Source organism: Nocardioides sp. GCM10028917 (assembly GCF_042666175.1).
Taxonomy (GTDB): Bacteria; Actinomycetota; Actinomycetes; order Propionibacteriales; family Nocardioidaceae; genus Nocardioides.
In genome coordinates this window covers 1238645-1260450 of record NZ_JBHTFL010000007.1, presented here as the reverse complement: position 1 = coordinate 1260450, position 21806 = coordinate 1238645, and the positions used below count along the sequence as shown (strand labels likewise).

The window sequence follows — 21806 nt, the reverse complement described above, 5'->3', positions numbered from 1 at the left end:
GAGGAACCCATCTCGGAGGCCCTCATGTCGCTGCGCCTGCTCGTCGGTCCGATCGCACTCTCCCTCGCCGTGGCGACCCTCGGCCCGACCGTGGGCGCCAGCCCCGGTGCGGCCGAGCGCGCCGTCCCCGACCGCGGCTCGAAGAGCACGTGGACCGAGGCCGACAAGGCGGGCTTCGGCACGGCGCGCACGCGGCGGAGCAACGTGTGGTTCACGCTGCAGGACGGCCGGGTCAGCGAAGTGTTCTACCCCGACCTGTCGACGCCGAGCACCCGCAGCCTCGAGCTCGTGGTGACGGACGGCCGCACGTTCACCGACCGCGAGACCGAGGACGTCGACGTGGTGACCACGCGTCCCGACGAGCGCAGCCTGCGCTTCCAGCAGGTCGGCACCGCGACCTCCGGCCGCTACCGGATCACCAAGACGTACGTCACCGACCCGCGCCGCGACGTGCTCGTCGTCCGCGTCCGCCTCGAGTCGCTCGACGGAGGCAGCTACCGGCTGTACGCCGTCCACGACCCCGCGCTGGCCAACTCCGGCATGGACGACCGCGGGCGCACGACGCGCACGGCCCTGGTGGCCACCGATGCGAAGGAGCGCGTCGCGTCCGCCCTCGTCTCGCGTCCCGGCCTGGGCAGGAGCAGCACCGGCCTCCTCGGCCTCGACGACGGCTGGACCGACCTCGAGGACGACCAGCGCCTCGACGAGGGCAGGCGCGTCGCGGGTCCGGGCAACGTCGTGCAGACCGGTCGGGTCTCGGGCGTGACGGGGCTCGCCGGTGAGCAGCGCGCGACGCTGGTGCTCGGCTACGGGCGGAGCGGCGCGGAGGCGCAGCGCACCGCCCGGGCAGGCCTCCTCGCAGGCGCCAGCCGCACGGCTGCGCGCTACGACCGCGGCTGGCACCGCTACCTGCGCACGCTCCGGCAGGTCCCGGCCAGTGCGGCGGCCGTCCGCCCTACCTACCTCGCCTCGGCGCTCGTGCTGGCCGCCGCGGAGGACAAGCGGAACCCGGGCGCGCTGGTGGCCTCGCCGTCGGCGCCATGGGTGTGGGGTGACGAGGTGAAGGACCTGTCCTCCCCGTCGGGCGCCTACCACCTGGTGTGGTCACGCGACTCCTACCAGTTCGGCACGGCGTTGTGGGCCATGGGCGACAAGGCGGCCGCCCGCCGCTCGGTCGACTGGCTCTTCGACGTGCAGCAGCTGCCCGACGGCTCGTTCCCGCAGAACTCCGACGTCGAGGGGACACCGGTCTGGTCCGAGCTCCAGCTCGACGAGGTGGCCCTGCCGATCGTGCTGGCCCGGCTGGTCGGCCGCGACGGACCCCGCACCTACCGCGGCGTGAAGCGGGCGGCGGACTTCCTCGTGCGCTTCCGCGACGAGGAGACGGGGCGGCGGGCGCCGTTCTCGCCGCAGGAGCGGTGGGAGAACCAGTCCGGCTACTCCCCGAACTCGATCGCCACCCAGGTCGCCGGGCTGGTCTGCGCCGCCGACATCGCCCGCAAGAACGGTGACCGCGCGTCCGCGCGCCGCTGGCTGCGACTGGCGGACCGCTGGCAGTCCAAGGTCAAGCAGTGGACGCGCACCACCACGGGCCCGCTCAGCGACAGCCCCTACTACCTCCGGATCACCAAGGACGGTCGTCCCGACCGCGGCACGGAGTACGCCATCGGCGACGGTGGCCCGTCCGCCGTCGACCAGCGGCGCGTGGTCGACCCCAGCTTCCTCGACCTGGTCCGCCTCGGGCTCGAGGAGGCGGACGACCCCGACGTGCTGTCCACGCTGTCAGTCGTGGACGAGGACCTGCGGGTCGAGACGCCCCACGGGCCGTTCTGGCACCGCTTCAGCTTCGACGGCTACGGCGAGAAGCGCGACGGCGGACAGTGGGACATCACGGAGGACGACACCCGCACGACCCTCGGTCGTGCCTGGCCGCTGCTGACCGGGGAGCGCGGTGAGTACGCCGTCACGGCCGGGCAGGACGCGACGTCCTACCTCGCCGCGATGGCGGCGGCCGCCGGCACGAGCGACATGATCTCGGAGCAGGTCTGGGACGGCCGCCCGCCCACGGGTGAGGCCTGCTGCCCCGCGGGCGAGGGGACCCGCGCCGCCACGCCGCTGACCTGGTCCCACGCCGGCCTGGTCCGGCTGGCCTGGACGATGCAGCGCGGCGCCCCGGTCGACCAGCAGGGGGTCGTGGCCAGGCGCTACCTGCGCTGAGCCGCCCACCGTTCACGGTGGTCAGCCGTCACCGCGAGCTCCCAGGCGGGCCACGACGGCTGCACCAGCGCGCTGTCCCTCCTCGACCGCACGCCTCAGGCCTTGGTCCTGCGCCAGGACCGCAGCGAGCGTCCCGACGAAGGCGTCCCCGGCGCCCGTCGTGTCCAGCACCCGATCCACGGTCGGCGCGGCGAGCCTCTCGGACGCCTCCGCGCCGCTGATCGACGCTCCCCCGGCGCCGCGGGTGACCACCACCGACCTGCAGCCGTGTCGCCGTCGTACGGCGTCAGCCACGTCCGCGCCCTCGGCGCCGGACCCGTCGCAGGCCTCGGCCGCCTCGTGCTCGTTGACCACGAGGGGATCCGCCGCCTCGAGCGTCGCCGCCGCGAGGCGCAGCCAGGGGCCGTTGTTGACGACCACCCGGACCCCTCTCTCGTGCGCCGCGGCGGCCGCGGCGTCGACCACCGCGGCGCCGACCTCCGACTGCAGGAGGACGACGTCCGGGGCCGCGTCCCCGCGGTCGGACAGCGCGGCGACCACACGACGTACGTCGAGGGCGCCGTTGGCACCGGCGTCCACCACGATGGCGTTCTCACCGGACGGGGCGACCATCACGAACGCGGTCCCGGTGGTCCGCCCGTGGCAGGTCTCCACTCCCGACACGTCCACCCCCGCCGCGACCAGTGCGTCGACCTGGGGCGCGCCGTCACCGTCGTCACCGACCGCTCCCAGGAGGCGTGTCGCCGCACCGGCCCGAGCGGCTGCCACCGCCTGGTTCGCCCCCTTGCCACCGGGCGAGCGCTCGACGCGGTCGGCGAGGAGGGTGACCCCGGGCGCGGGGAAGCCGGGCACGTGCATCACGACGTCGACGTTGATCGAGCCGACGACCACCACCGAGCCCATCGCGCCTCAGCTCGCGTCGCGGGCGGCGTGGTGGACGGCGCGGTTCCGGCCGGTCGCCTTCGCGCGGTAGAGCGCCGCATCCGCCTGCTCGAGCACGTGCTCGAGGCTCGACGCGAGGTCGAGCGGAGCGATGCCGAAGCTGACCGTCGGGAGGACGACCTCGCCGAGCGGCGAACGCCGTGCCATTTCCTCGCTGATCGTGCGCGCCACCTCGTCGGCCCCTGTCGGAGTCGGCGCCGGGGAGCAGCAGGACGAACTCCTCACCTCCGTGACGAGCCACCACGTCGCTGACGCGTACGGCGCTGCGGCACGAGTCGGCGAAGGCGACGAGCGCCTGGTCACCCGCCTGGTGACCGTGGACGTCGTTGACCTGCTTGAAGTGGTCGAGGTCGGCCATGATCAGCGATCCGGAGGTGCCGTGTCGCCTCGCGGCGTGCATCGCCGCCTTCGCGTGGTGCACGAAGCCCGCCCGGTTGAGCAGTCCGGTGAGGGCGTCGCGGTGCGCCGCGTCGCGAAGCACCGCCTTCTGCTGCTCCTCGCTCAGGGTGGACATGCTGAACGACACCGTGGCCAGCAGTGCGGTGGTGATGAGGGTGGTGACTCCCTGCCCGAACACCGTCGTGAACGGCGGCTCGTCGGGGCCGACGGCCAGGATCGCGGTCCAGCGACCGAGGTAGAACACGGCCGCACCGCTGCACATCGTCGCGAGGGCGCCGACCGAAGCGCGGTACGAGCCGCCGTCGGCCCGCGAGGTGGAGCTCGCGACCAGCAGGCGCCAGAGCTCGCCGGCCGCCAGGGCGAACTGGACCCACATGGCGCCGAGGAAGGTCGCTCCACCCGCCCAGACGTCGCCTCCCGGGTCGCCGAGCGTCGTGGCGATGGCCACGACGGCGGGTGCGACGAGCAGCACCCACCACGGGAGCGAGCGTTGTCGCAGGGACCGGGCGCCCGCCCACACGCAGCCCGAACCGAGGGCGATCAGGGCGTTGCCGAGCGGGATCGCCACCGACTGGGGGACCGTTCCGCCGAGGAGGTACGCGACGGCACCTCCGAGGAACGCGACGAGGGAGGCACACCACCACGCCGCGTAGGCGGACCGGCCGATCCGGTACGTGATCGCGAGGAAGAGCACCAGCAGGGTGAGCGCGACGAGGGCGAAGGAGATGCGCAGGCTGTCGGTGTCGAGCATGGTCCACTTCTGGTCCGAGACGGGCGAGCAGCCATGGTCTCAGTCGCGGCCGTGGACCCGCCACACCCCGGCGCAACGCGCGTGCTGTCAGCCGTCCAGCAGGTCGAGGTCGCGCACGCAGAACCCGTGGTGCGCCCACTCCTCGTCCAGGACCACGCGCAGGCACTCCAGCACCGTCCGGCCCGCTGCGTACGGCGGCCAGCCCGGACCTGCAGGCACCGGCGCGACCTTCGCCAGGTCCTCGGCCGTCACGCCGGCCAACCAGCGCTCCAGCTCGGCGCCCTGCTCGTCGCGCACGGCCACCACCTGGTCGAGGTCAGGCTCTGCCGCTGGATCCAGGCCCTGCTCCTCCTGGTCGGGCACGAAGTCCGACGCCAGACCGATGGCGGTGAAGGGCTGCGTCGATCCGAGGCAGCAACGACGGAACCAGGAGTCGTGCACGAAGACCAGGTGGCGCAGGGTCTCCACCGCCGACCACTCTCCGCCGACGCGCTGGTGCTCCAGCCCCTCGTCCATGGCGCGGAGGCGCGCGACCGTCGCCGCCCAGCCGGCCCGCAGCCGCCGCTCGGCGTCGCGCAGGTCATCGGGGTCGGCCGACCGCATCAGGAGGCGCACGGGATGCCGTCGGTCCAGCTCGGCCTCGACGTACGACGTCACCTCGACCCCGTTGACGACCAGGTTGCTGACCAGCCCGTCGATGACGGCGTCCTGCATCACCACCCCGATGAGCCGGGCGCGCGTCATGTCGCACTCGCGGAACTCGGCGTCCGTCAGGTCCTCGTCCTCGAATCTCGCCATGCCGGCCAGCATGCACCGGCGTACCGACACAGTGGAGGTCACCGTGCGGCGTCTTCCTTCGACCTGCCCGCGAACCACACCTCCAGCTCTCGGAGGACCGCCGGGTCGAGCGCTTCCTGAGGGTCCGCCACGATGTCGCGCTGCATGCGCTCTCGCGCGGCCGCGTACAGCGGCGGGCTCAAGGCGTAGGGCAGGTTGCGGACGTACCAGCGCGGGAAGGTCTGCGCGCCCCACCGTTGCAGGGTTCGGGCGATCAACCCGGGCCTGCCTCGCCGCACCCAGAAGCCGACGGCCTGACCCAGCACGAAGGCGACTCCCAGGGCCGCCGCCATGACGAACAGCGTGGCCACGACCTCGTCGCTCGCGAAGTTGTCCACCGCGGCGAACAGCCCCCCGTAGTAGACCGGGACCAGCACCTCCACCTGGTCCACGTAGGGACCGATCTGCTCCGCCCGGTCGGCCAGCTCGCGGAGGGACTCGATGTCGGGCCTCGCCCCCCACGCCGCGCGGACGTGACCGAGCGCGTCCTGGCTCCTGTCGAAGGCGTTGAAGGGGCTGATGCCGTCGAAGGACCCGAGCGCCGCATCGACCTCGTCGGACGTCGTCTCGATGTCGCGCAGCGTCTCCGAGCTCCTGGCGGCCGCGTCCTCGAGCTCTGCCTGGGGAGGCGTGTTCTGGTTGATGTGGTCGAGGGCGGCCTGGATCTCCTGCCGGTGCTCGACGACGTACTCCGCAGCGCGATAGCGGTCCACGAGGTTGGGCACCGCGGCCAGCGCGTCCTGGCCCTTGCCGCTCACGGTCTCCGCGTCGCTCACGGCGACACTCAGCGCCGCGCCCACGCCGTACGCCTTGATGCCGACCTCGACGAGCGAGCCGATCACCAGTCGTCCGAGCTCGAGCCTGCGTCGCAGCGACGAGACGTCCAGGCCAGGGCTCACAGGGTTCCTCCAAGGGGTCGACGAGCGGGTGGAACAGCCCTGTACCCCGTCAGCTCCGTGGCGCGCTGTAGTTTCCATGGCACCGACGAGGAGGCCGCATGCCCGGACCGCAGCACGACCCGAGCGCCCCGACCGGCGGGGACGGTTCCACCGGTCCCAGGACCAACTGGGCCGGCAACCACGCCTACGCGGCCGGGCGCTACGTCCGCGCGCGTTCGCTCGAGGAGGCCCAGGAGGTCGTCCGCTCGTCGAGCAAGGTGCGCCTGCTCGGCACCCGCCACTCCTTCAACGCCCTGTGCGACACGGAGGGGACGCTGCTGGACCTCACGGGCCTGGCCGCCGAGCCGGTCCTCGACCTCGAGCGTGGAACGGTGCGGGTGGCGGGTGGTACGCCGTACAACGACGTGGCCGCCCACCTGCAGGCCCACGGCTGTGCGCTGGCCAACATGGGCTCGCTCCCCCACATCTCGGTGGCCGGCGCCACGTCGACCGGCACCCACGGGTCGGGCGCGGCCAACAAGATCCTGGGCGCGGGTGTCAGCCGCCTCGAGCTGATCGGCCCGGACGGCGAGCTGCGCACGATCGCGCGTGGCGAGCCCGACTTCGCCGGCTCCGTCGTGGCGCTGGGCGCCCTCGGCGCCGTCGTGTCGCTCGACCTCGACGTCGAGCCGACGTACGACGTGCGCCAGGACCTCTACGCCCACCTGCGCTGGAGCGAGGTGGTCGAGCGGATCGACGAGGTGCTGGGGTCGGCCTACAGCGTCAGCGTCTTCGGCCGGTGGAACGACGCGGACCCCACCGAGGTGCTGGTGAAGACCCGCACGACCGACGAACGCGGGCCGGCCGGCTGGGTCGGCGGGACCGAGGCCGTCCCGGCCACCACCGCCTCGCTCACCCTCGGCGCGGGCGACCACATCACGGCACGCGGCACGCCCGGGCCGTGGTCGGAGCGGCTGCCGCACTTCCGCGGCGACCGGCAGCCCAGCTTCGGCGAGGAGATCCAGTCGGAGTGGTTCGTCCCCGCCGACTCGGCCGAGGGCGCACTGCGCGCGGTCACCGACCTCGCCACCGCGTCCGGCGGCGAGCTGGCGGGGCTGCTCATCGTGAGCGAGATCCGCGCCATCCGCGCCGACGACCTGTGGCTCTCACCCGCCGAGGGCCGGGAGACCGTCGCGCTGCACTTCACCTGGAAGCGCGAGCCCGAGGCCGTGCTCGCCATGGTACGGCGCGTCGAGGACGCCCTCGCGCCCTTCGCCGCCCGGCCGCACTGGGGCAAGGTCTACGACCGCCACGAGCCCGCCGACCGCCCACGCCTCGCCGACTTCCGGGCGCTCGCCGACCGGATGGACCCGGCCGGCACCTTCCGCAACGTGATGGTCGACCGGGTGCTCGGCACCGGCTGACATCCGCCGGCTGGCAGGTGGGTACTGCGGGGCCATGACCAGCGACCTGGAAGCCACGACTGCAGACCTGTACCAGACCATTCGTGACCTCTGGCTCGAGGCCCAGAGCGGCGCGAGCGACGAGCTCGCGCCGCCAGCGGGTCGCGGGCAAGCCGCCGTATCGGTCCCCGACACCGCCATCGCGGACGCGACCGGCCTCGAGCTGACGGTCGTCCGCGACTTCCTGGACAACGCCGACGGGGTGAAGTTCGCCGTCGAGCGAGAGGGTGACACCCGCACGGTGACGGCGCTGCTCACCGACTGACGGTCGCGGTCAGTCACTGGGCGCGAGCCGGCTGCGCGGGCTGTCGCCGGTCGCCTCGACACTCATCGTTCGCTCCTCGCCTGCGGTGCGCAGGTCCGTACCCGGACGGGCGCCGACAGCGATCCGGTCGGCCTCGGACGCAGAAGACTCCCCCAGGGTCTCGGGTCCCCGGGGGAGTCGGAGCCGCCTGTCGGAATCGAACCGACGACCTAGTCATTACGAGTGACTCGCTCTACCGACTGAGCTAAGGCGGCGTGGCCTGCCGAGCGTGCTCGGTGGACCGCGGGCGAGTATACGGAGGCCGCTGGCCGGGACTGAAATCACGGTCCACCCGCTAGGTTCGGGAGCGACCGCAGTCCCCTCATCTCAGGAGGCACGATGCCCACTCGCACCGCACGCACGGCTTGGAACGGCGGACTCCAGGACGGCTCCGGCCAGGTCGAGCTGACCAGCTCCGGCGTCGGCACGTACGACGTCAGCTTCCCCAAGCGCGCCGCGGAGGATGCAGGAGGGACCACGAGCCCCGAGGAGCTCGTCGCCGCGGCGCACTCCGCCTGCTACGCGATGTCGCTGTCCAACCTCGTCACCGAGGGCGGTGGCACGGTCCAGGCGCTCGACGTCTCCGCGGACGTGACGCTCGGTCCCGACGAGGCGGCCGGCGGCTTCAAGCTGACCGGCATCGTGCTCAGGGTGCGCGGCGAGGTGGACGGCCTCGACGACGCGGCCTTCAAGGACGCTGCCGAGAAGGCCAAGGCTGAGTGCCCGATCAGCAAGGCTCTCGCCGCCGTCGACATCACGCTCGAGGCCACGCTCGAGGGCTGAGGCACGCCCTCTGGTCGAAGGCCCCCTCTGCGTCATACGAACGCGCGCCCATGGGTCCCGATCCGTATGACGCCCGTGCCGAGCCGGGCGCGGGCGTCATACGAAGGCACACGTATGGGTCCGGATCGGGATGACGCAGCCGGGCGGAGCCCGAAGGACGGGCGGAAGGTGTCAGCAGGTCGTGCCGTCGGCGGGCACGTCGCCGTCGAGCAGGTAGTCCTCGACGAGGGTGTCGATGCACTCGTTGCCGGCGTTGTACGCGGTGTGGCCGTCGCCGTCGCGCTCGACGAGCACGCCGGAGTCGAGCTGGGCCGAGAGGGCCTGCGCCCACTTCAGCGGCGTCGCGGGGTCACGGCTGGTGCCGAGCACCACGATCGGCGCCGCTCCCTCACCGCGGATCGTCAGCGGCTCCTCGCTCGACGACACGTCGACGCCACGGCACAGCGCCATCCCCCAGGCGAAGACCCGGCCGAAGGTCGGCGAGGCCTCCTCGAACTCGGGGAACAGTGACGGCACCTTGCCGAACGGCACCGACGACGGGTCGTCGAGGCAGTTGATCGAGTAGTTGGCCTCCACCGAGTTGTCGGCGTAGCTGCCGTCGGGGTTGCGCGAGGCGTAGGCGTCGGCCAGCGACATCAGCGCCGAGCCCTTGCCCTCCAGCGCGGAGGCGAGCGCGGTGCTCAGCAGGAACCAGTAGTCGCGGTTGTAGAGCGGGGTGATGACGCCGTAGAACGCGTTGCCGATGGTCAGCTCGCGCTCACCCGCGGGCAGCGGCTCCTCCTCGATCGACTCGAGCAGCCCCGTGATGGTGGCCATGCCCTCGTCGACCGTGTCGCCGAGGAAGCAGTTGTCGGTCGTGTCGAGGCAGTTCTGCACGTAGGCCCGCAGTGCGGTCTCGAACCCGGTGGCCTGCTCGAGCGCCAGCAAGCGGGCGTCGAGGGAGACGTCGACCGCGCCGTCGAGGACGAAGCGGCCGACCTTGTCGGGGAAGAGCTCGGCGTAGGTGGCGCCGAGCTTGGTGCCGTAGGAGGCGCCGAAGTAGGTCAACGTCTCCTCCCCCAGCGCCGAGCGGAGCACGTCCATGTCGCGAGCGGCCTCGGTCGTGGTCACGTGGCCGACGACCGGGCCGGAGCCGGCGACGCACCCGGGGCCGAAGGACAGCACCGAGTCCTCGAAGTAGTCGACTTCGAGCGGGGTGTCCGGGGTGGGGTCCTCGGCGAGGTAGGTGTCGAGCTCGGCGTCGCTGAGGCAGTCGACCGGGGCCGAGGCGCCCACCCCGCGGGGGTCGAAGCCGACGATGTCGAAGCCCTCGAGCAGCGGCTCGCGGAACACCTGCCCGCCCGCGGCGGCGTACGTCGTCCCGCGGGCGCCGGGACCGCCCGGGTTCACCACCAGGGAGCCGACGCGCGAGCCTGTGGCCGGGACCCGGAGCAGCGCCAGGTCGATGGTCTCCCCCTGTGGGTCGGCGTAGTCGACCGGCACGGTGAGGAAGCCGCAGTCGTGGTCGGCGTCGGTCTCGCAGGGCTGCCAGTCGATGCGCTGGGAGTAGAGATCGGCGAGCTCGGGGGACGGCGCCTCCGTGACCGCCGCAGGCGGCGGTATCGTCGGTGACGGGGTCGGATCCGCGGCCGGCAAGTCGAGCGGGGTGACGCCCTGCATCGCGAAGCCGACCGTCACGAAGGTGGTCAGTGCCAGCGCGAGGACGGCAACGACGGCCATCGCCTTCTTCATCAACGTCCTCCGGGCAGCCGCAGCGCGACCGTCATCGACTCCAGTGCCAGCTGGGGCGGCACGTTGAACTCCAACATCTGCTCGCGCGCCGTGAAGATCGCGTCGATCATCCGGAGCAGCTCCTCGGGCGAGGCGGCGCGCGCGACGACCTGCACGTCACCGCGCAGCTCCTCGTTGACGAGCAGTCCGGGCGCACCGACCGACAGCGCGATCGCGTCGCGGTAGACCGAGACCAGGTCCATCAGCGCGCGGTCGATCACGTCGAGCACACGGCGCTTGGCCTTCTGCTTCTGCAGCTTCTCCAGCCCGGCGAGGGCGGCGCGGTAGGACCGGCTCGTGGTGTCCTTGCGCTCGCTGCCGAAGATCGCCTGCAGCTCCTGCAGCTCGCGCCTCTCCGCGTCGGCGGTGATCGCCTCGGTCTCCTCCTTGGCGAGCTCGGCGAGGTTTGTCGCCGCGGTCATGCAGGAGCCCAGCGACGTCAGGCGGGCCGGGATGCTGATCACCTCGCGGCGGCGGGTGCGCGTGGCCTCGTCGAGGGCGAGGGCGCGGGCGCGCCCGATGTGGCCCTGGCTGGCGCGCGCGGCGAAGCCGGCCATCGTCTCGGAGATGCCGTCGTTGCTGGCGAGGAACGCCGCGACGTCACGCGTGCCGGGCGTCGCGAGCGTCAGGGTGCGGCAGCGGGAGCGGATCGTCGGGAGCACGTCCTGCACGGTCGGCGCGCACAGCAGCCAGAGCGTCTTGGGCGTGGGCTCCTCGATCGCCTTGAGGAGCGCGTTGCCGGTGCGCGGGTTCTCCGGGGTGCCGAGCCGGTCGGCGTCCTCGATCACCACGATCTGCCAGCGCCCGATCGCGGGGAACTTCGCCGCCGACTGCACCAGGTCGCGCATGTCGTCGACGTAGAGCACCGAGGTCTCGGACTTCACCCAGGTGATGTCGGGGTGGGTGCCGTTGGTGCCGAGGCGGCACGCCTCGCACTCGCCGCAGCCGGTCCGCCGCTCGCACTGCAGCGCGGTCGCGAACGCGCGGGCCACGTTGGACCGGCCGGAGCCCGGAGGCCCGGTGAACAGCCACGCGTGGGTCATGCCCACCCCGGCAGCGGCGTGCTGGAGGACCTCGATCGTCGGGCGCTGCCCGACGAGGTCGGACCAGACGGTCCGGGTGGCTGGACTGGTCGGGGTGCTCACGCGCGCTCCAGGAGGGGCGCGAGCCGCTGCTGGATCGCCGCGGCGATCTCCTCGACCGGGGCCCGCGCGTCCAGCACGACGTAGTGGTCGGGGTCGGCGGCGGCCAGCCCGAGGAAGCCCTGCCGCACCCGCTGGTGGAACTCCAGCGACTGCCCCTCGATCCGGTCGCGACCGGTGAACCGGTCGAGCCCGGCCTGCGGCTCGAGGTCGAGGACGACGGTGAGGTGCGGGCGGAGGTCGCCGGTGGCCCACCGCGCGACGGCCTCGACCTCGGCGACGTCGAGCGTGCGGCCGGCACCCTGGTAGGCCAGCGTCGAGTCGACGTAGCGGTCGGTGATGACGACCTCGCCGCGCGCGAGCGCCGGCAGGACGACGTGGTCGACGTGCTCGGCCTTGTCGGCGGCGTAGAGCAGCGCCTCGGTGCGGTCGGACAGGTCGCCGGTCGCCGGGTCGAGCACGATGCGCCGCAGCTCCTTGCCGACGGACGTGTCGCCGGGCTCGAAGGTCAGCAGGACGGCCTCGCCGCGCTCGACGAGCCAGTCGTGCAGCAGGCGCGACTGGGTGGACTTGCCGGCCCCCTCGCCGCCCTCGAAGCACACGAAGAGCCCCTGCTCGGCATAGACCCCTGCATTCACGAGGCACACCCTACGGGCGGGGTGGGACACGCTCCCCGGTCAGCCTCGCCCGGGCGGCCGGACGGACCCAACGCCCGCCGCTGCGGAACCCTCACGCGTACGCCGGCCCCGAATCGGTGCGTTCGGTCCGATCGGCGGTCACCACCCGTGACGCGCGCCGCGCCCTCCTCGACCAACGGAGGCAGCGTGGCGCCCTCCTCGACCAACGAGACCCGGAGGAGCGTCAGGACTTCTTGGCGGTCTTCTTGGCCGTCGTCTTCTTCGCTGCGGTCTTCTTGGCCGCGGTCTTCTTGGCAGCCGTCTTCTTCGCCGGCGCCTTCTTCGCAGCGCCCTTCTTGGCCGCCTTCTTGGCCGGGCCGCGCTCGCGCCGCTCGGCGAGCAGCTCGGCCGCGCGCTCCAGGGTGATCGACTCGACGGTGTCGTCCTTGCGGAGGGTGGCGTTGTACTCGCCGTCGGTGACGTACTCGCCGAAGCGGCCGGCCTTGACGATCACCGGCTGGCCGGAGACGGGGTCGTTGCCGAGCTCCTTGAGCGGCGGGGTGGCCGCGCCGCGCCCGCGCTGCTTGGGCTGGGCGTAGATCGCCTTGGCCTGGTCGAGGGTGATGTCGAAGATCTGGTCCTCGCTGGTCAGCGAGCGCGAGTCGGTGCCCTTCTTGAGGTAGGGCCCGTAGCGACCGTTCTGCGCGGTGATCTCGGTGCCGTCCTCGTCGACGCCGACGATGCGCGGCAGGTCGAGGAGCCGGACCGCCTGCTCGAGCGTGACCGTGTCGAGGGTCATCGACGCGAAGAGCGAACCGGTGCGCGGCTTGGCCGACTTGGGCGCGTCGTCGGGCAGCAGCTCGGTGACGTAGGGGCCGAAGCGGCCGTTCTTGGCGACGATCTGCAGACCGGTGTCGGGGTGGTTGCCGACCACCTGCTCCTCGCCGGCCGGGTTGGCCAGCAGCTCCTTGGCCTTGGCCACGGTGAGCTCGTCGGGCGGCAGGTCGTCGGGCACGTTGGCCCGCACCGGGGCGCCGTCGCCGTCCTCGGGCGCGGGGCCCTCGACGTACGGGCCGTAGCGGCCCACGCGGAGGTCGATCCCCTCGCCGATCGGGAAGGTCGCCATCTCCTTGGCGTCGATCTCGCCCAGCTCGGTCACCAGCGTCTTGAGGCCCACGACGTCACCACCGCCGTAGTAGAACTCGCCGAGCTCCGTGGCCCGGTCGGCGCGGCCGCCCGCGATCTCGTCGAGGACGTCCTCCATGTCGGCGGTGAACTCGTAGGACACCTGCCGCGGGAAGTGCTCCTCGAGCAGCCGGACCACCGAGAACGCGAGCCACGCCGGCACCAGCGCGGTGCCCTTCTTGTAGACGTAGCCGCGGTTCAGGATCGTGCCGATGATCGAGGCGTAGGTCGACGGGCGGCCGATCTCGCGGTCCTCGAGCTCCTTGATCAGCGTGGCCTCGGTGTAGCGCGAGGGCGGCTTGGTCTCGTGGCCCTCGGGGGTGAGCGTGGCCGCCGACACCGCCGCACCCTGGGTGAGGTTGGGCAGGCGGGTCTCGGCGTCGTCGCGACGCTTGGAGGCGTCGTCGATGTCCTCGACGTAGGCCTTGAGGAAGCCGTGGAAGGTGATCGTGCGACCGCTCGCGCTGAAGACGACGTCACGACCGTCGGCAGCGGCACCGCCGATGCGGATCGTCACCGAGTTGCCGGTGGCGTCCTTCATCTGCGAGGCGACGGTGCGCATCCAGATCAGCTCGTAGAGGCGGAACTGCTCGCCCGACAGGCCGGTCTGCGCGGGAGTGCGGAACGACTCGCCGGCCGGTCGGATCGCCTCGTGCGCCTCCTGCGCGTTCTTCACCTTGGAGGCGTAGGTGCGCGGCGAGTCGGGCAGGTACTCGGCGCCGTACAGCTCGCGCACCTGGTCGCGCGCGGCACCCACCGCGGCGTCCGAGAGCGTCGTGGAGTCCGTACGCATGTAGGTGATGAAGCCGTTCTCGTAGAGCCGCTGCGCGACCGACATGGTCACGCTGGCGCTCATCCCGAGCTTGCGGCTGGCCTCCTGCTGCAACGTGGTGGTGCGGAAGGGGGCGTACGGCGAGCGGCGGTAGGGCTTGGACTCCACCGAGCGGACGTCGTACGTCGTGTCGCTGAGGCCGGCGGCCAGCGCCTGGGCGTCGGCGCGGGAGAGGTGGGCGCGGTGGGCCTTGCCGCCTGATCCGGACTTCAGCTCGCCGGTGTTGTCGAAGTCGGAACCGCGGGCGACGCGGACGTCGTCGACGCTGTAGAGCTTGGCGGGGAACATCCGCGGGTCGTGGCCCGTGCCGGCGTCGAAGGTGGCGTCGAGGTCCCAGTAGGAGGCGACGCGGAACTTCATCCGCTCGCGCTCCCGGTCGACGACGAGGCGGGTCGCCACGGACTGCACGCGGCCCGCGGACAGGCCGGACATGACCTTCTTCCACAGCACCGGGGACACCTCGTAGCCGTAGAGGCGGTCGAGGATGCGACGTGCCTCCTGGGCCTCGACGAGGTCGTCGTTGATCTCGCGGGGGTTCTCGACCGCGGCGAGGATCGCCTGCTTGGTGATCTCGTGGAAGACCATCCGGTGGACCGGCAGGCCCTTCGGGGGCTTGAGCTCGTCGAGGAGGTGCCAGGCGATCGCCTCGCCCTCGCGGTCCTCATCGGTGGCGAGGTAGAGGGCGTCGGCGTCCTTGACCAGCTTCTTCAGCTTGGCGATGTGGCTCTTCTTGTCGCGCGGCACGACGTAGTAGGGCTCGAAGCCGTTGTCGACGTCGACCGCGAGCCGGCCCCACGGCTTGTCCTTGATCTTGGCCGGGGTGTCCGCGGCGTTGTTGGGCAGGTCGCGGATGTGACCGATCGAGGACTCGACGACGTAGTCCGCGCCCAGGTAGCCGCCGATGGTGCGGGCCTTGGCCGGGGACTCGACGATGACGAGCTTTGCCACGTGTGTTTGCTCCCTCAGGTTCTTGCTGCGATGTTGCTCAGCGCGGCAACGGTAGCGCCAGTTCCCGAGATCGCCACTCCTCGACGTCCACAGGAGCCCCGGCGGACGCGCGCCGGCACGGCTCGGGCCCCACGCCGCGACGACGTGGGGCCCGAGCGCGTCAGGCTGTCGGACGGGTCAGAAGTCGAGACCCTCGAGGTAGCGGAACCCGGTGTTGGCGGTCGCGGCCGGCGAGAAGTCGGGGCTGTCGTTCTCGACGATGTACTCCTCGACCTGGTGGGCCTTGAAGATCGTCGGGAAGTCGATGACACCCAGACCGAGGTCGGCCATGTCGCCGGGCTGCTCTCCGTCGTAGAGAACGGCGGCGTCAGCACCGTGCCGGTCCTTCACGTGGTACTGCCGAACCTCCTGGGGGGCCGACTGGATCACGTCGATCGCGAACTGCAGCGGGTCGGCAGCACCCGTGTTCACACCACCGGTGTAGGCCCAGTAGAGGTCCACCTCGAGGTGGACCAGCTTGGGGTCGAGCTCACCGGTGAGCACGTCCCACGGGGTGGTGCCGTCGTCGAACTTGATCGTGAACTCGTGGGCGTGGTTGTGGTAGCCGTAGCGCAGCCCGCGACGACGAGCGGCCTCCGCCTCGGTGTTCATCTGCTCCGCCCACAGCTGCCACTCGCTCTTGCTGTTGGAGTTGAGGTAGGGCACGACGATGTACTTCTGGCCGAACGTGTTGGCGTCGTCGAGCTTCTGGTTGAGCGCTGCGACGTTCGGGCTGATGCCGTCGTGGCTCGAGGAGGCCCAGATGCCCCGGGCGTCGAGCTCGGCCTTGAGCTTGGCCGCCGTGTCGAGACCGTACGCCGCCGGGTCCAGCGGGGGACGCGCCGCGTAGAGGCCGGCCCGCTCCACGCGCTGGTAGCCGAACTTTGCCAGCTGGTCGAACTGTCGCAGGATGGCGGTGCGGTCGGTCATGGCCGAGCGCAGCGTGTAGAGCTGGATGCTGATCAGCTCGGTCTTCACCCGGTTCCGCCCGTAGGCGTGACCGTGGCCCTTGCCGGGGTGGCTGCTGGGCTTGGCGGCCAGGGCCGGGGAGCCAGCGGCGAGCACGGTGGCTCCGGCCGCGCCTGCAACGGCGCCGCGCAGCAGGCCGCGACGACTGGCGCCCTTCCTCTCGAGCGACTCGCGCAGGGCGGCGTCGCCGTCATATCCGTAACACATGTGCTGCCTTCTTCCTGGTTTTCTCGGGGGGTTCTCGGGGCGGGTGGTGCTGGGAGGAGGCGGGCCCGGGTCGCCCCGGGCCCGCCTCGGCGGATGGGTCCCTGATCAGCCGGCCGGCTCGAGGACGACCTCGTCGGAGCCGGTGAGAGCGGGCTCGGAGCCCGTGTCGGTGTACTCCGCGACGAAGACGGCCGCGAGGTCGTCGGTCGCGGGGTCGTGGCCCTCGGGCACCGACGTGGTGAGCGAGCCGGTGCAGCCGTTGGCCGTGGACTGCGGGTGGCCGTGGGTGTCGTGGCCCAGCACGTAGGTGACGGTGACCCGGCTGCAGTCGACCGGCTCGTCGTCGGTGACCCTGACCTCGTACGTCACGGTGTCGCCGAAGCTGAACGCCTGGCCGTCCACCGGGGTGACGAACTCGACGACCGGGGCCTGGTTGCCCACGACGATGTCGACGTCGGCCGAGGCGCGGCGCCCACCCTGGTCGGTGACCGTGAGCGTGGCGCGGTAGCTGCCGTCCTCGGTGTAGGTGTACGAGCCGTTGGCCCTGCGGCTGTCGACCTTGCCGTCACCGTCGAAGTCCCAGGCGTACTTCAGCTTGGTGTCGCCGTCCGGGTCGGTGGTGCCGTCGCTGGAGAAGGCGACCGTCAGCGGCGCCTTGCCGGCCGTGGGCTCGGCCTCGATCGCCGGGACCGGGCTGCGGTTGCCGCCCTCGCCGACGAAGTCGATGCGCGACAGCTGGGCGTCCGGGTTCTCCGCGAAGTAGCCGTCGCCGTACTCCAGGACGTAGAGCGCGCCGTCGGGGCCGAACTCCATGTCCATCGGGTTGTCGGTCACGATGTCGGGAACGACGTCCTCGATCGCGGCGACCGCACCGTCGTCGAGGTGGAAGCCCTTGATGTAGTCACGCGTCCACTCGTAGAACAGCGGGGTGTCGTCGTAGCGCTCGGGCCAGGCGACAGGGTTGCGGCCCTTGGTGGCCTTGCGGTCGAACTGGTAGGCGGGGCCGGCCATCGGGCCGATGCCTCCGGTCTCGAGCTCGGGGAACTCGGTGGAGAGCCCGTACGAGTACCAGACCTCCGGCTGCTCCACCGGCGGCAGCTCGCGCAGGCCGGTGTTGTTGGGAGAGTCGTTGACCGGCGCGTCGCAGTTGAACTTCGGGCCGCTCGTGCGGGTGGCGAAGTCGAAGTCGTTGTAAGGCAGCTCGGCGGTGGCGCAGTAGGGCCAGCCGTAGTTGGACGGCTTGTCCACGACCGCCCACTTGCCGTGGCCGGCCGGGCCCCGGTTGGGGTTGGCGCTGCGGGCGTCGGGCGAGTAGTCGGCGACCCAGATGTCGTCGGTGTCGGGGTCGATCTCGATGCGGAACGGGTTGCGCCAGCCCATGGAGTAGATCTCCGGGCGGGTCTTGGGGGTGCCCGGGGCGAACAGGTTGCCCTCGGGGATCGTGTAGCCGCCACCGGCCTTCGGCGTGATCCGCAGGATCTTGCCGCGCAGGTCGTTGGTGTTGGCCGAGGTGCGCTGGGCGTCGAAGGCAGGGTTGCGGTCGGGGCGCTCGTCGAGCGGCACGTAGCCGTCGGACTGGAACGGGTTGGTGTCGTCGCCGGTCGACAGGATCAGGTTGCCCGCCGAGTCGAAGACGATGTCACCGCCGACGTGGCAGCAGATGCCCCGGTCGACGGGGACGTCGAGCACCTTCTGCTCCGAGCCGACGTCCACCTGGCCGCCGGAGAAGCGGAACCGGGAGACCGTCAGGTGGCCCTTGTAGGGAGCGAAGTCGGCCGCCGTGCCGGTCTCGGGGGCGTCGCCCTCGTTGATGGAGGCGGTCGCCGGGTCGTCGGCCGGGGTGTCGAGCGGCGGCGAGTAGTAGAGGTAGATCCACTTGTTCTTCTTGCCGTCGTAGCCCGGGTCCAGGGCGATGCTCTGGAGACCCTCCTCGTCGTGGAGGTAGACCGGGATGCGGCCGGCGACGCTGTTGACGCCGGTGTCGGCGTCGTTGTGCCAGATGACGCCGGCGCGGGTGGTGTGCAGGACGTCGCCGTCGGGCAGCACCGCGAGGTCGATGGCCTCGCCGGGGCGGTCGTTGAGGGTGACCTTCTGGAACGACCCGGAGGGCGGGGGCGGGGCGGTGTCGTCGTGGCCCTCGTGGGCGGTGGCCGCGGTGGTCACCGCCAGCATGGGCAGGCAGAGGGCGGCGCCGACGGCGGCCGTGAGCCCTGTGCGGAAGGGTTGCTTCATGGGGGGTTCTCCTGTTCCCGAGGTGGCAAGGAGCCGACAAGCAACGTAGGCACGTGACACGCGTCACGTCAACGAGCGATCGACTTTTGCTCGCCTGTCGACACAAGTCGCCGTGTCGGAGACCACCCGCAGCGGTGAGTCGACGGTCCGTCCGCGCACGTCGGACCGGCCCACCGCCGCGGGTGCCATCGGGGTCAGTCCCCGTCACACCTCCGTCGGGCGCAGGGGGTCGTGGCCGAAGAGCATGAGCGCACGGCGGAGCGCGTCGTCGTACGCCTCGGGCTCGGGCTCGTCCCCGCGGATCGTGCGGACCTGGTCGACGACGTGCTGCATCGTGTCGACGTCGTCGGGAGTCAGGTCGGTGCGCCGCTTGGCGAGGATGGCGACCACGGACTCGCCGACCTCCAGCTCGGGAAGTCCTTCTGTCGCGCGTCCGTCCTCCCCGGTCGCCTCGGTCCGCAGCCAGTCGGACAGCTCACGAGACGTCATGTTGACCACGTCGTGGAACTCCTGCCAGAGCTCGTCGCTGATGTGGGACTCGGCCATCAGATGTCCTCTCCGGACTGGTCGTCCTGGGCGTTCGGGTCGGGGCGGGTGGAGAAGCGGAGCACCGCTCCCACGCCGTCGGGCAGTGCGCCGACGGGGGCGTGCAGGGGCAGCAGGTCGGCGTCCTGGGCGAGTGCCGCGCGGAACAGCAGCTCCTCGAGCTGGTCGGGCGCGGGGTCGTCGACGCCGAGCGCCGTGAGCTCGCCCGGGTCGGTGGCCAGCAGCAGCGGGTCCGGTCCGGCGTACGCCTGGCGGTCCTCGAGTGCTCCCTCGAGCAGGACGAGCGTCTCGACCTCGCCGCGACGCAGTGCCTCCAGCGTCTCGGCCACGCCGACCGCCTTGGGGGCGTCCGCCGGGCCGAGGCGGTCGAGCACCTCGTTGATCCGGGCGCTCCGGCAGCGCTGGACGGCGGCTGCGACCTCCTCGTCGAGCCGGTCGTCGGAAGCGCCTTCGGCGCGGCTGCCGTGCTCCAGCACCTCGAGCCGGTCCTTCACGTGGCCGGCCACGGACTCGCGCAGGCGAGCGATGCCGTGCGGGTCGCCGGTGAGCAGGACGAGGTCCGGATCGACCTCGCGCACGAGGGCGTCGAGGTCCTTGGCGACGGTGTCGGCGTTGCGGTCCCACGAGTCCTCGGCGCGGCTCTGGAACCGGCGGTGCGACCACCCGCCGCCCGGCACCTTGTGGAGCACGTCGTGGTCCCCCTCGCTGACGATCTCGCGCTCGTCGAGCCCGAGGGTGTCGCTCACCGTGATGTCGGCGCCCGCGTGGTCAACGCGCACCAGGACGTACGACACCGCGTCGGCGAGCGCGCGCCCGAGCCGCAGCAGGTGGGCGACCGGACCGGCGTGGTGGTGGTCGGCGACGCCGTCACCGACCACGAGGTCGGTGACGACCTTGCCGTCGCGTGCGACCACCACGCGGGACGCGTCGCCGCCGTGCCCGGTGGGGCGCTCCAGGCGCTCGGTGACCGCGCTCGCCGTCGTCTCGTCGATGCCCGCCGACCCGAGGTCGCGGGCGAGGTTGTTGATGCGCGTCTCGACGGCCTGCGCACCGGTCTCGGACGCACGACCCACGTCGACGTAGGCGGTCACCACGTCGGAGTAGAGGTCCGCGGCCGAGCGGAGCGCGGTCAGTGCTTCTCCTCGTCTTGTCGTCATGGCCGGGCAGTACCCACTCGACCGCGACCCAACCGGCCTCAGTCGAGGACCAGGAAGCCCTCGCCCACCAGCTCCCGCACCACCGGAAGGTAGGTCTCCTGCAGGTCGGCCTCGTCGCGCTGCAGCAGCGCGGCGATCGCCCCCAGCAGCTGACCGAGTGCCAGGTCGCCGTCGCTGGCCCCGACGAGGGCGGCCTCGACCGTGTCGGCCGTCCGCGCCCGCCGGAAGCCTCGCTGCTGGCGGAGCACGATCGCCTCCGGGTCCTCGGCGCCGGGCCGGCCGACCGTCTCCTGCTGGACGTCCTCACGGGCACGCAGCACGCTGCGGAGCAGCTTGTCGTCGGTGAGCCCGCGCAGGGCCGTCGCCGCCTCACCCCATTCGTGGATCGCCGGGCCGATGGGCTGCTCGACGTCGTACGGCCACTCGAGGAGGTCGTGGCGACCTCCCCCGCCGAGCCGGACGTCGATCCAGCCGAACCCGACGCCCTCGATGCCCGTCTCCTCCAGCCACGACAGCCAGGTGTCGTAGCGCTGGGCGTAGTCGGGGCGTCCGTGGTGCCCGCTGTCCTTGAGCCACAGCTCGACGTAGGCCGACGGGTCCAGCGTCTCGCGCTGCACCACCAGCGCGTCGCAGTCGTCGCGCAGCCACGACCCGAGCCGCTCGTCCCAGGGCCGGCCGTCGACGATCGCCCAGTTGGCGAGGACCTGAAGCCAGCCACCGTCGGTGAGGTGGTCGGGCCCGGTGCGCACGATGTGCTCGACGACGCGGTCGCCGGGGAGTCCGGAGTCGCGGTAGACCAACCGCTCGCCGGTCGCCGGGGAGATCACGAACGGCGGGTTGGTGGCGATGAGGTCGAAGCGCTCCCCGGCCACCGGCTCGAAGAACGAGCCGTCGCGGACGTCCACCTCGACCTCGTTGAGCGCGGCGTTGAGCCGGGTCATCCAGAGCGCCCGCTCGTTGACGTCGGTCGCGACGACGGAGCGGGAGTGCGCGGCGAGGTGCAGCGCCTGCACGCCGCAGCCGGTGCCCAGGTCGAGCGCGCTGCCGACCGGCTCACGCATCGTCAGCTGCGCCAGGCTCGTCGAGGCGCTCGAGATGCCCAGGACGTGGTCGGGGCCGATCGCGACCGGGGCGCCGTCGAGGCCGGGCGTCAGGTCGGAGACGACCCAGAGGTCACGGTCCCGTCCTGCCTCCGCGGTGGCGTAGGGCCGGCAGTCGGTCCGGGCCGCGACCTCGCTGACGCTCTGCTCGAGCAGCCCGGCGTTGCAGAGCCGGTCGACCAGGCCGGGAAGCGCCCGCTCCGCCTCGTCGCGGGCCACCGGGGTCTGCAGCAGGAAGAGCCGGACCAGGGTGTCGATCGGCGCGCCCGACGTCGTACGACGCAGTGCGGGGAGGGTCTCGTTGCGGCCGAGCGCCCGGTGCGCCTCCTCGCCGATCGCCTCGGCGACCCGGTCGTAGGTGAAGTCGGCGGCGAGCAGGGCGTCGCGCAGGGGCCCGGCGAAGTCGAGGTCGGACGGCATGGACACAGCCTCGCAGGCTCCGCGACGACACGACACGACACGACACAGCGTGCGGCGAGGAGGCCGCT

At 72.0% G+C, this 21806-nt stretch carries 17 protein-coding genes, 1 tRNA gene and 1 pseudogene; 4 read left to right on the top strand and 15 right to left on the bottom strand.

Annotated elements, in window-relative coordinates:
- The first annotated feature begins 24 nt into the window (after positions 1-24).
- Positions 25-2217 carry a glycoside hydrolase family 15 protein gene (locus ACFQW6_RS15400; RefSeq protein ID WP_378546956.1) on the top strand — a complete coding sequence of 731 codons (2193 nt, stop codon included), beginning with the start codon at positions 25-27 and terminating at the stop codon, positions 2215-2217.
- A 21-nt stretch (positions 2218-2238) separates the two neighbouring features.
- On the opposite strand, the gene ACFQW6_RS15395 is transcribed toward ACFQW6_RS15400, so the two are convergent.
- The 5 genes and pseudogenes from ACFQW6_RS15395 to ACFQW6_RS15375 all read right to left on the bottom strand — a co-directional run bounded on the left by ACFQW6_RS15395 (position 2239) and on the right by ACFQW6_RS15375 (position 6045).
- Positions 2239-3075 carry a PfkB family carbohydrate kinase gene (locus tag ACFQW6_RS15395; RefSeq protein WP_378547590.1) on the bottom strand — a complete coding sequence of 279 codons (837 nt, stop codon included), beginning with the start codon at positions 3073-3075 and terminating at the stop codon, positions 2239-2241.
- Between the two features lie 51 nt (positions 3076-3126).
- Positions 3127-3306, bottom strand: a complete 180-nt coding sequence (locus ACFQW6_RS15390; protein ID WP_378547587.1) for a diguanylate cyclase domain-containing protein — start codon at positions 3304-3306, stop codon at positions 3127-3129.
- A gap of 49 nt (positions 3307-3355) precedes the next feature.
- Positions 3356-3673, bottom strand: a pseudogene (locus ACFQW6_RS15385) (GGDEF domain-containing protein); the annotation flags it as partial.
- Positions 3674-4396: 723 nt separating this feature from the next.
- Positions 4397-5107 (bottom strand): DinB family protein, encoded by a 711-nt coding sequence (locus ACFQW6_RS15380; RefSeq protein ID WP_378546953.1) that lies wholly within the window; start codon positions 5105-5107, stop codon positions 4397-4399.
- A 38-nt stretch (positions 5108-5145) separates the two neighbouring features.
- Positions 5146-6045, bottom strand: coding sequence for a hypothetical protein (locus tag ACFQW6_RS15375; protein ID WP_378546950.1), 900 nt, complete (start codon positions 6043-6045; stop codon positions 5146-5148).
- Between the two features lie 98 nt (positions 6046-6143).
- Here ACFQW6_RS15375 and ACFQW6_RS15370 point away from each other — a divergent pair, with 98 nt between their 5' ends.
- Positions 6144-7448, top strand: a complete 1305-nt coding sequence (locus ACFQW6_RS15370; RefSeq protein ID WP_378546947.1) for an FAD-binding protein — start codon at positions 6144-6146, stop codon at positions 7446-7448.
- 34 nt (positions 7449-7482) lie between these two features.
- Entirely contained in the window at positions 7483-7752 is a 270-nt protein-coding gene (locus ACFQW6_RS15365; RefSeq protein ID WP_378546944.1) for a hypothetical protein, read from the top strand.
- Positions 7753-7933: 181 nt separating this feature from the next.
- Here the strand turns inward: ACFQW6_RS15365 and ACFQW6_RS15360 are convergent.
- Positions 7934-8006 (bottom strand) — tRNA-Thr (locus tag ACFQW6_RS15360).
- 124 nt (positions 8007-8130) lie between these two features.
- Here ACFQW6_RS15360 and ACFQW6_RS15355 point away from each other — a divergent pair.
- Complete coding sequence (locus tag ACFQW6_RS15355) at positions 8131-8574, top strand: OsmC family peroxiredoxin (protein ID WP_378546941.1); 444 nt, start codon at positions 8131-8133, stop codon at positions 8572-8574.
- A gap of 171 nt (positions 8575-8745) precedes the next feature.
- Here ACFQW6_RS15355 and ACFQW6_RS15350 read toward each other — a convergent pair whose 3' ends face one another.
- The 9 genes from ACFQW6_RS15350 to ACFQW6_RS15310 all read right to left on the bottom strand — a co-directional run bounded on the left by ACFQW6_RS15350 (position 8746) and on the right by ACFQW6_RS15310 (position 21738).
- Positions 8746-10305 (bottom strand): alpha/beta hydrolase, encoded by a 1560-nt coding sequence (locus ACFQW6_RS15350; RefSeq protein ID WP_378546938.1) that lies wholly within the window; start codon positions 10303-10305, stop codon positions 8746-8748.
- A complete protein-coding gene (locus tag ACFQW6_RS15345) occupies positions 10305-11489 on the bottom strand; it encodes a DNA polymerase III subunit delta' (protein ID WP_378546935.1) in 1185 nt (394 codons plus the stop codon). The genes ACFQW6_RS15350 and ACFQW6_RS15345 overlap by 1 nt, the downstream gene beginning before the upstream one ends.
- A complete protein-coding gene (tmk, locus tag ACFQW6_RS15340; RefSeq protein ID WP_378546932.1) occupies positions 11486-12124 on the bottom strand; it encodes a dTMP kinase in 639 nt (212 codons plus the stop codon). Before tmk ends, ACFQW6_RS15345 begins: the two co-directional genes overlap by 4 nt.
- 223 nt (positions 12125-12347) lie before the next feature.
- Positions 12348-15068: a type I DNA topoisomerase gene (gene topA, locus ACFQW6_RS15335; RefSeq protein ID WP_378546929.1), complete on the bottom strand. Its 2721-nt coding sequence runs from the start codon at positions 15066-15068 to the stop codon at positions 12348-12350.
- 177 nt (positions 15069-15245) lie between these two features.
- A complete protein-coding gene (locus ACFQW6_RS15330; RefSeq protein ID WP_378546926.1) occupies positions 15246-16283 on the bottom strand; it encodes a sugar phosphate isomerase/epimerase family protein in 1038 nt (345 codons plus the stop codon).
- Between the two features lie 105 nt (positions 16284-16388).
- Positions 16389-18515, bottom strand: coding sequence for a PQQ-dependent sugar dehydrogenase (locus tag ACFQW6_RS15325; protein ID WP_378546923.1), 2127 nt, complete (start codon positions 18513-18515; stop codon positions 16389-16391).
- 204 nt (positions 18516-18719) lie between these two features.
- Positions 18720-19061, bottom strand: a complete 342-nt coding sequence (locus tag ACFQW6_RS15320; protein WP_378546920.1) for a DUF3140 domain-containing protein — start codon at positions 19059-19061, stop codon at positions 18720-18722.
- Positions 19061-20218: a Vms1/Ankzf1 family peptidyl-tRNA hydrolase gene (locus ACFQW6_RS15315; RefSeq protein WP_378546917.1), complete on the bottom strand. Its 1158-nt coding sequence runs from the start codon at positions 20216-20218 to the stop codon at positions 19061-19063. Before ACFQW6_RS15315 ends, ACFQW6_RS15320 begins: the two co-directional genes overlap by 1 nt.
- A 38-nt stretch (positions 20219-20256) precedes the next feature.
- Positions 20257-21738 (bottom strand): methyltransferase, encoded by a 1482-nt coding sequence (locus ACFQW6_RS15310; protein ID WP_378546914.1) that lies wholly within the window; start codon positions 21736-21738, stop codon positions 20257-20259.
- Between the last annotated feature and the right edge of the window lie 68 nt (positions 21739-21806).

Bases quoted from the DNA above. Each gene is read 5' to 3' on its own strand.
- ACFQW6_RS15355 (WP_378546941.1), top strand. From the start codon at position 8,131: ATGCCCACTCGCACCGCACGCACGGCTTGGAACGGCGGACTCCAGGAC.
- ACFQW6_RS15330 (WP_378546926.1), bottom strand. From the start codon at position 16,283: ATGTGTTACGGATATGACGGCGACGCCGCCCTGCGCGAGTCGCTCGAG.
- ACFQW6_RS15395 (WP_378547590.1), bottom strand. From the start codon at position 3,075: ATGCACGTGCCCGGCTTCCCCGCGCCCGGGGTCACCCTCCTCGCCGAC.
- ACFQW6_RS15325 (WP_378546923.1), bottom strand. From the start codon at position 18,515: ATGAAGCAACCCTTCCGCACAGGGCTCACGGCCGCCGTCGGCGCCGCC.
- ACFQW6_RS15350 (WP_378546938.1), bottom strand. From the start codon at position 10,305: ATGAAGAAGGCGATGGCCGTCGTTGCCGTCCTCGCGCTGGCACTGACC.
- ACFQW6_RS15365 (WP_378546944.1), top strand. From the start codon at position 7,483: ATGACCAGCGACCTGGAAGCCACGACTGCAGACCTGTACCAGACCATT.
- ACFQW6_RS15400 (WP_378546956.1), top strand. From the start codon at position 25: ATGTCGCTGCGCCTGCTCGTCGGTCCGATCGCACTCTCCCTCGCCGTG.
- ACFQW6_RS15320 (WP_378546920.1), bottom strand. From the start codon at position 19,061: ATGGCCGAGTCCCACATCAGCGACGAGCTCTGGCAGGAGTTCCACGAC.
- ACFQW6_RS15380 (WP_378546953.1), bottom strand. From the start codon at position 5,107: ATGGCGAGATTCGAGGACGAGGACCTGACGGACGCCGAGTTCCGCGAG.
- ACFQW6_RS15310 (WP_378546914.1), bottom strand. From the start codon at position 21,738: ATGCCGTCCGACCTCGACTTCGCCGGGCCCCTGCGCGACGCCCTGCTC.
- ACFQW6_RS15370 (WP_378546947.1), top strand. From the start codon at position 6,144: ATGCCCGGACCGCAGCACGACCCGAGCGCCCCGACCGGCGGGGACGGT.
- ACFQW6_RS15390 (WP_378547587.1), bottom strand. From the start codon at position 3,306: ATGGCACGGCGTTCGCCGCTCGGCGAGGTCGTCCTCCCGACGGTCAGC.
- ACFQW6_RS15315 (WP_378546917.1), bottom strand. From the start codon at position 20,218: ATGACGACAAGACGAGGAGAAGCACTGACCGCGCTCCGCTCGGCCGCG.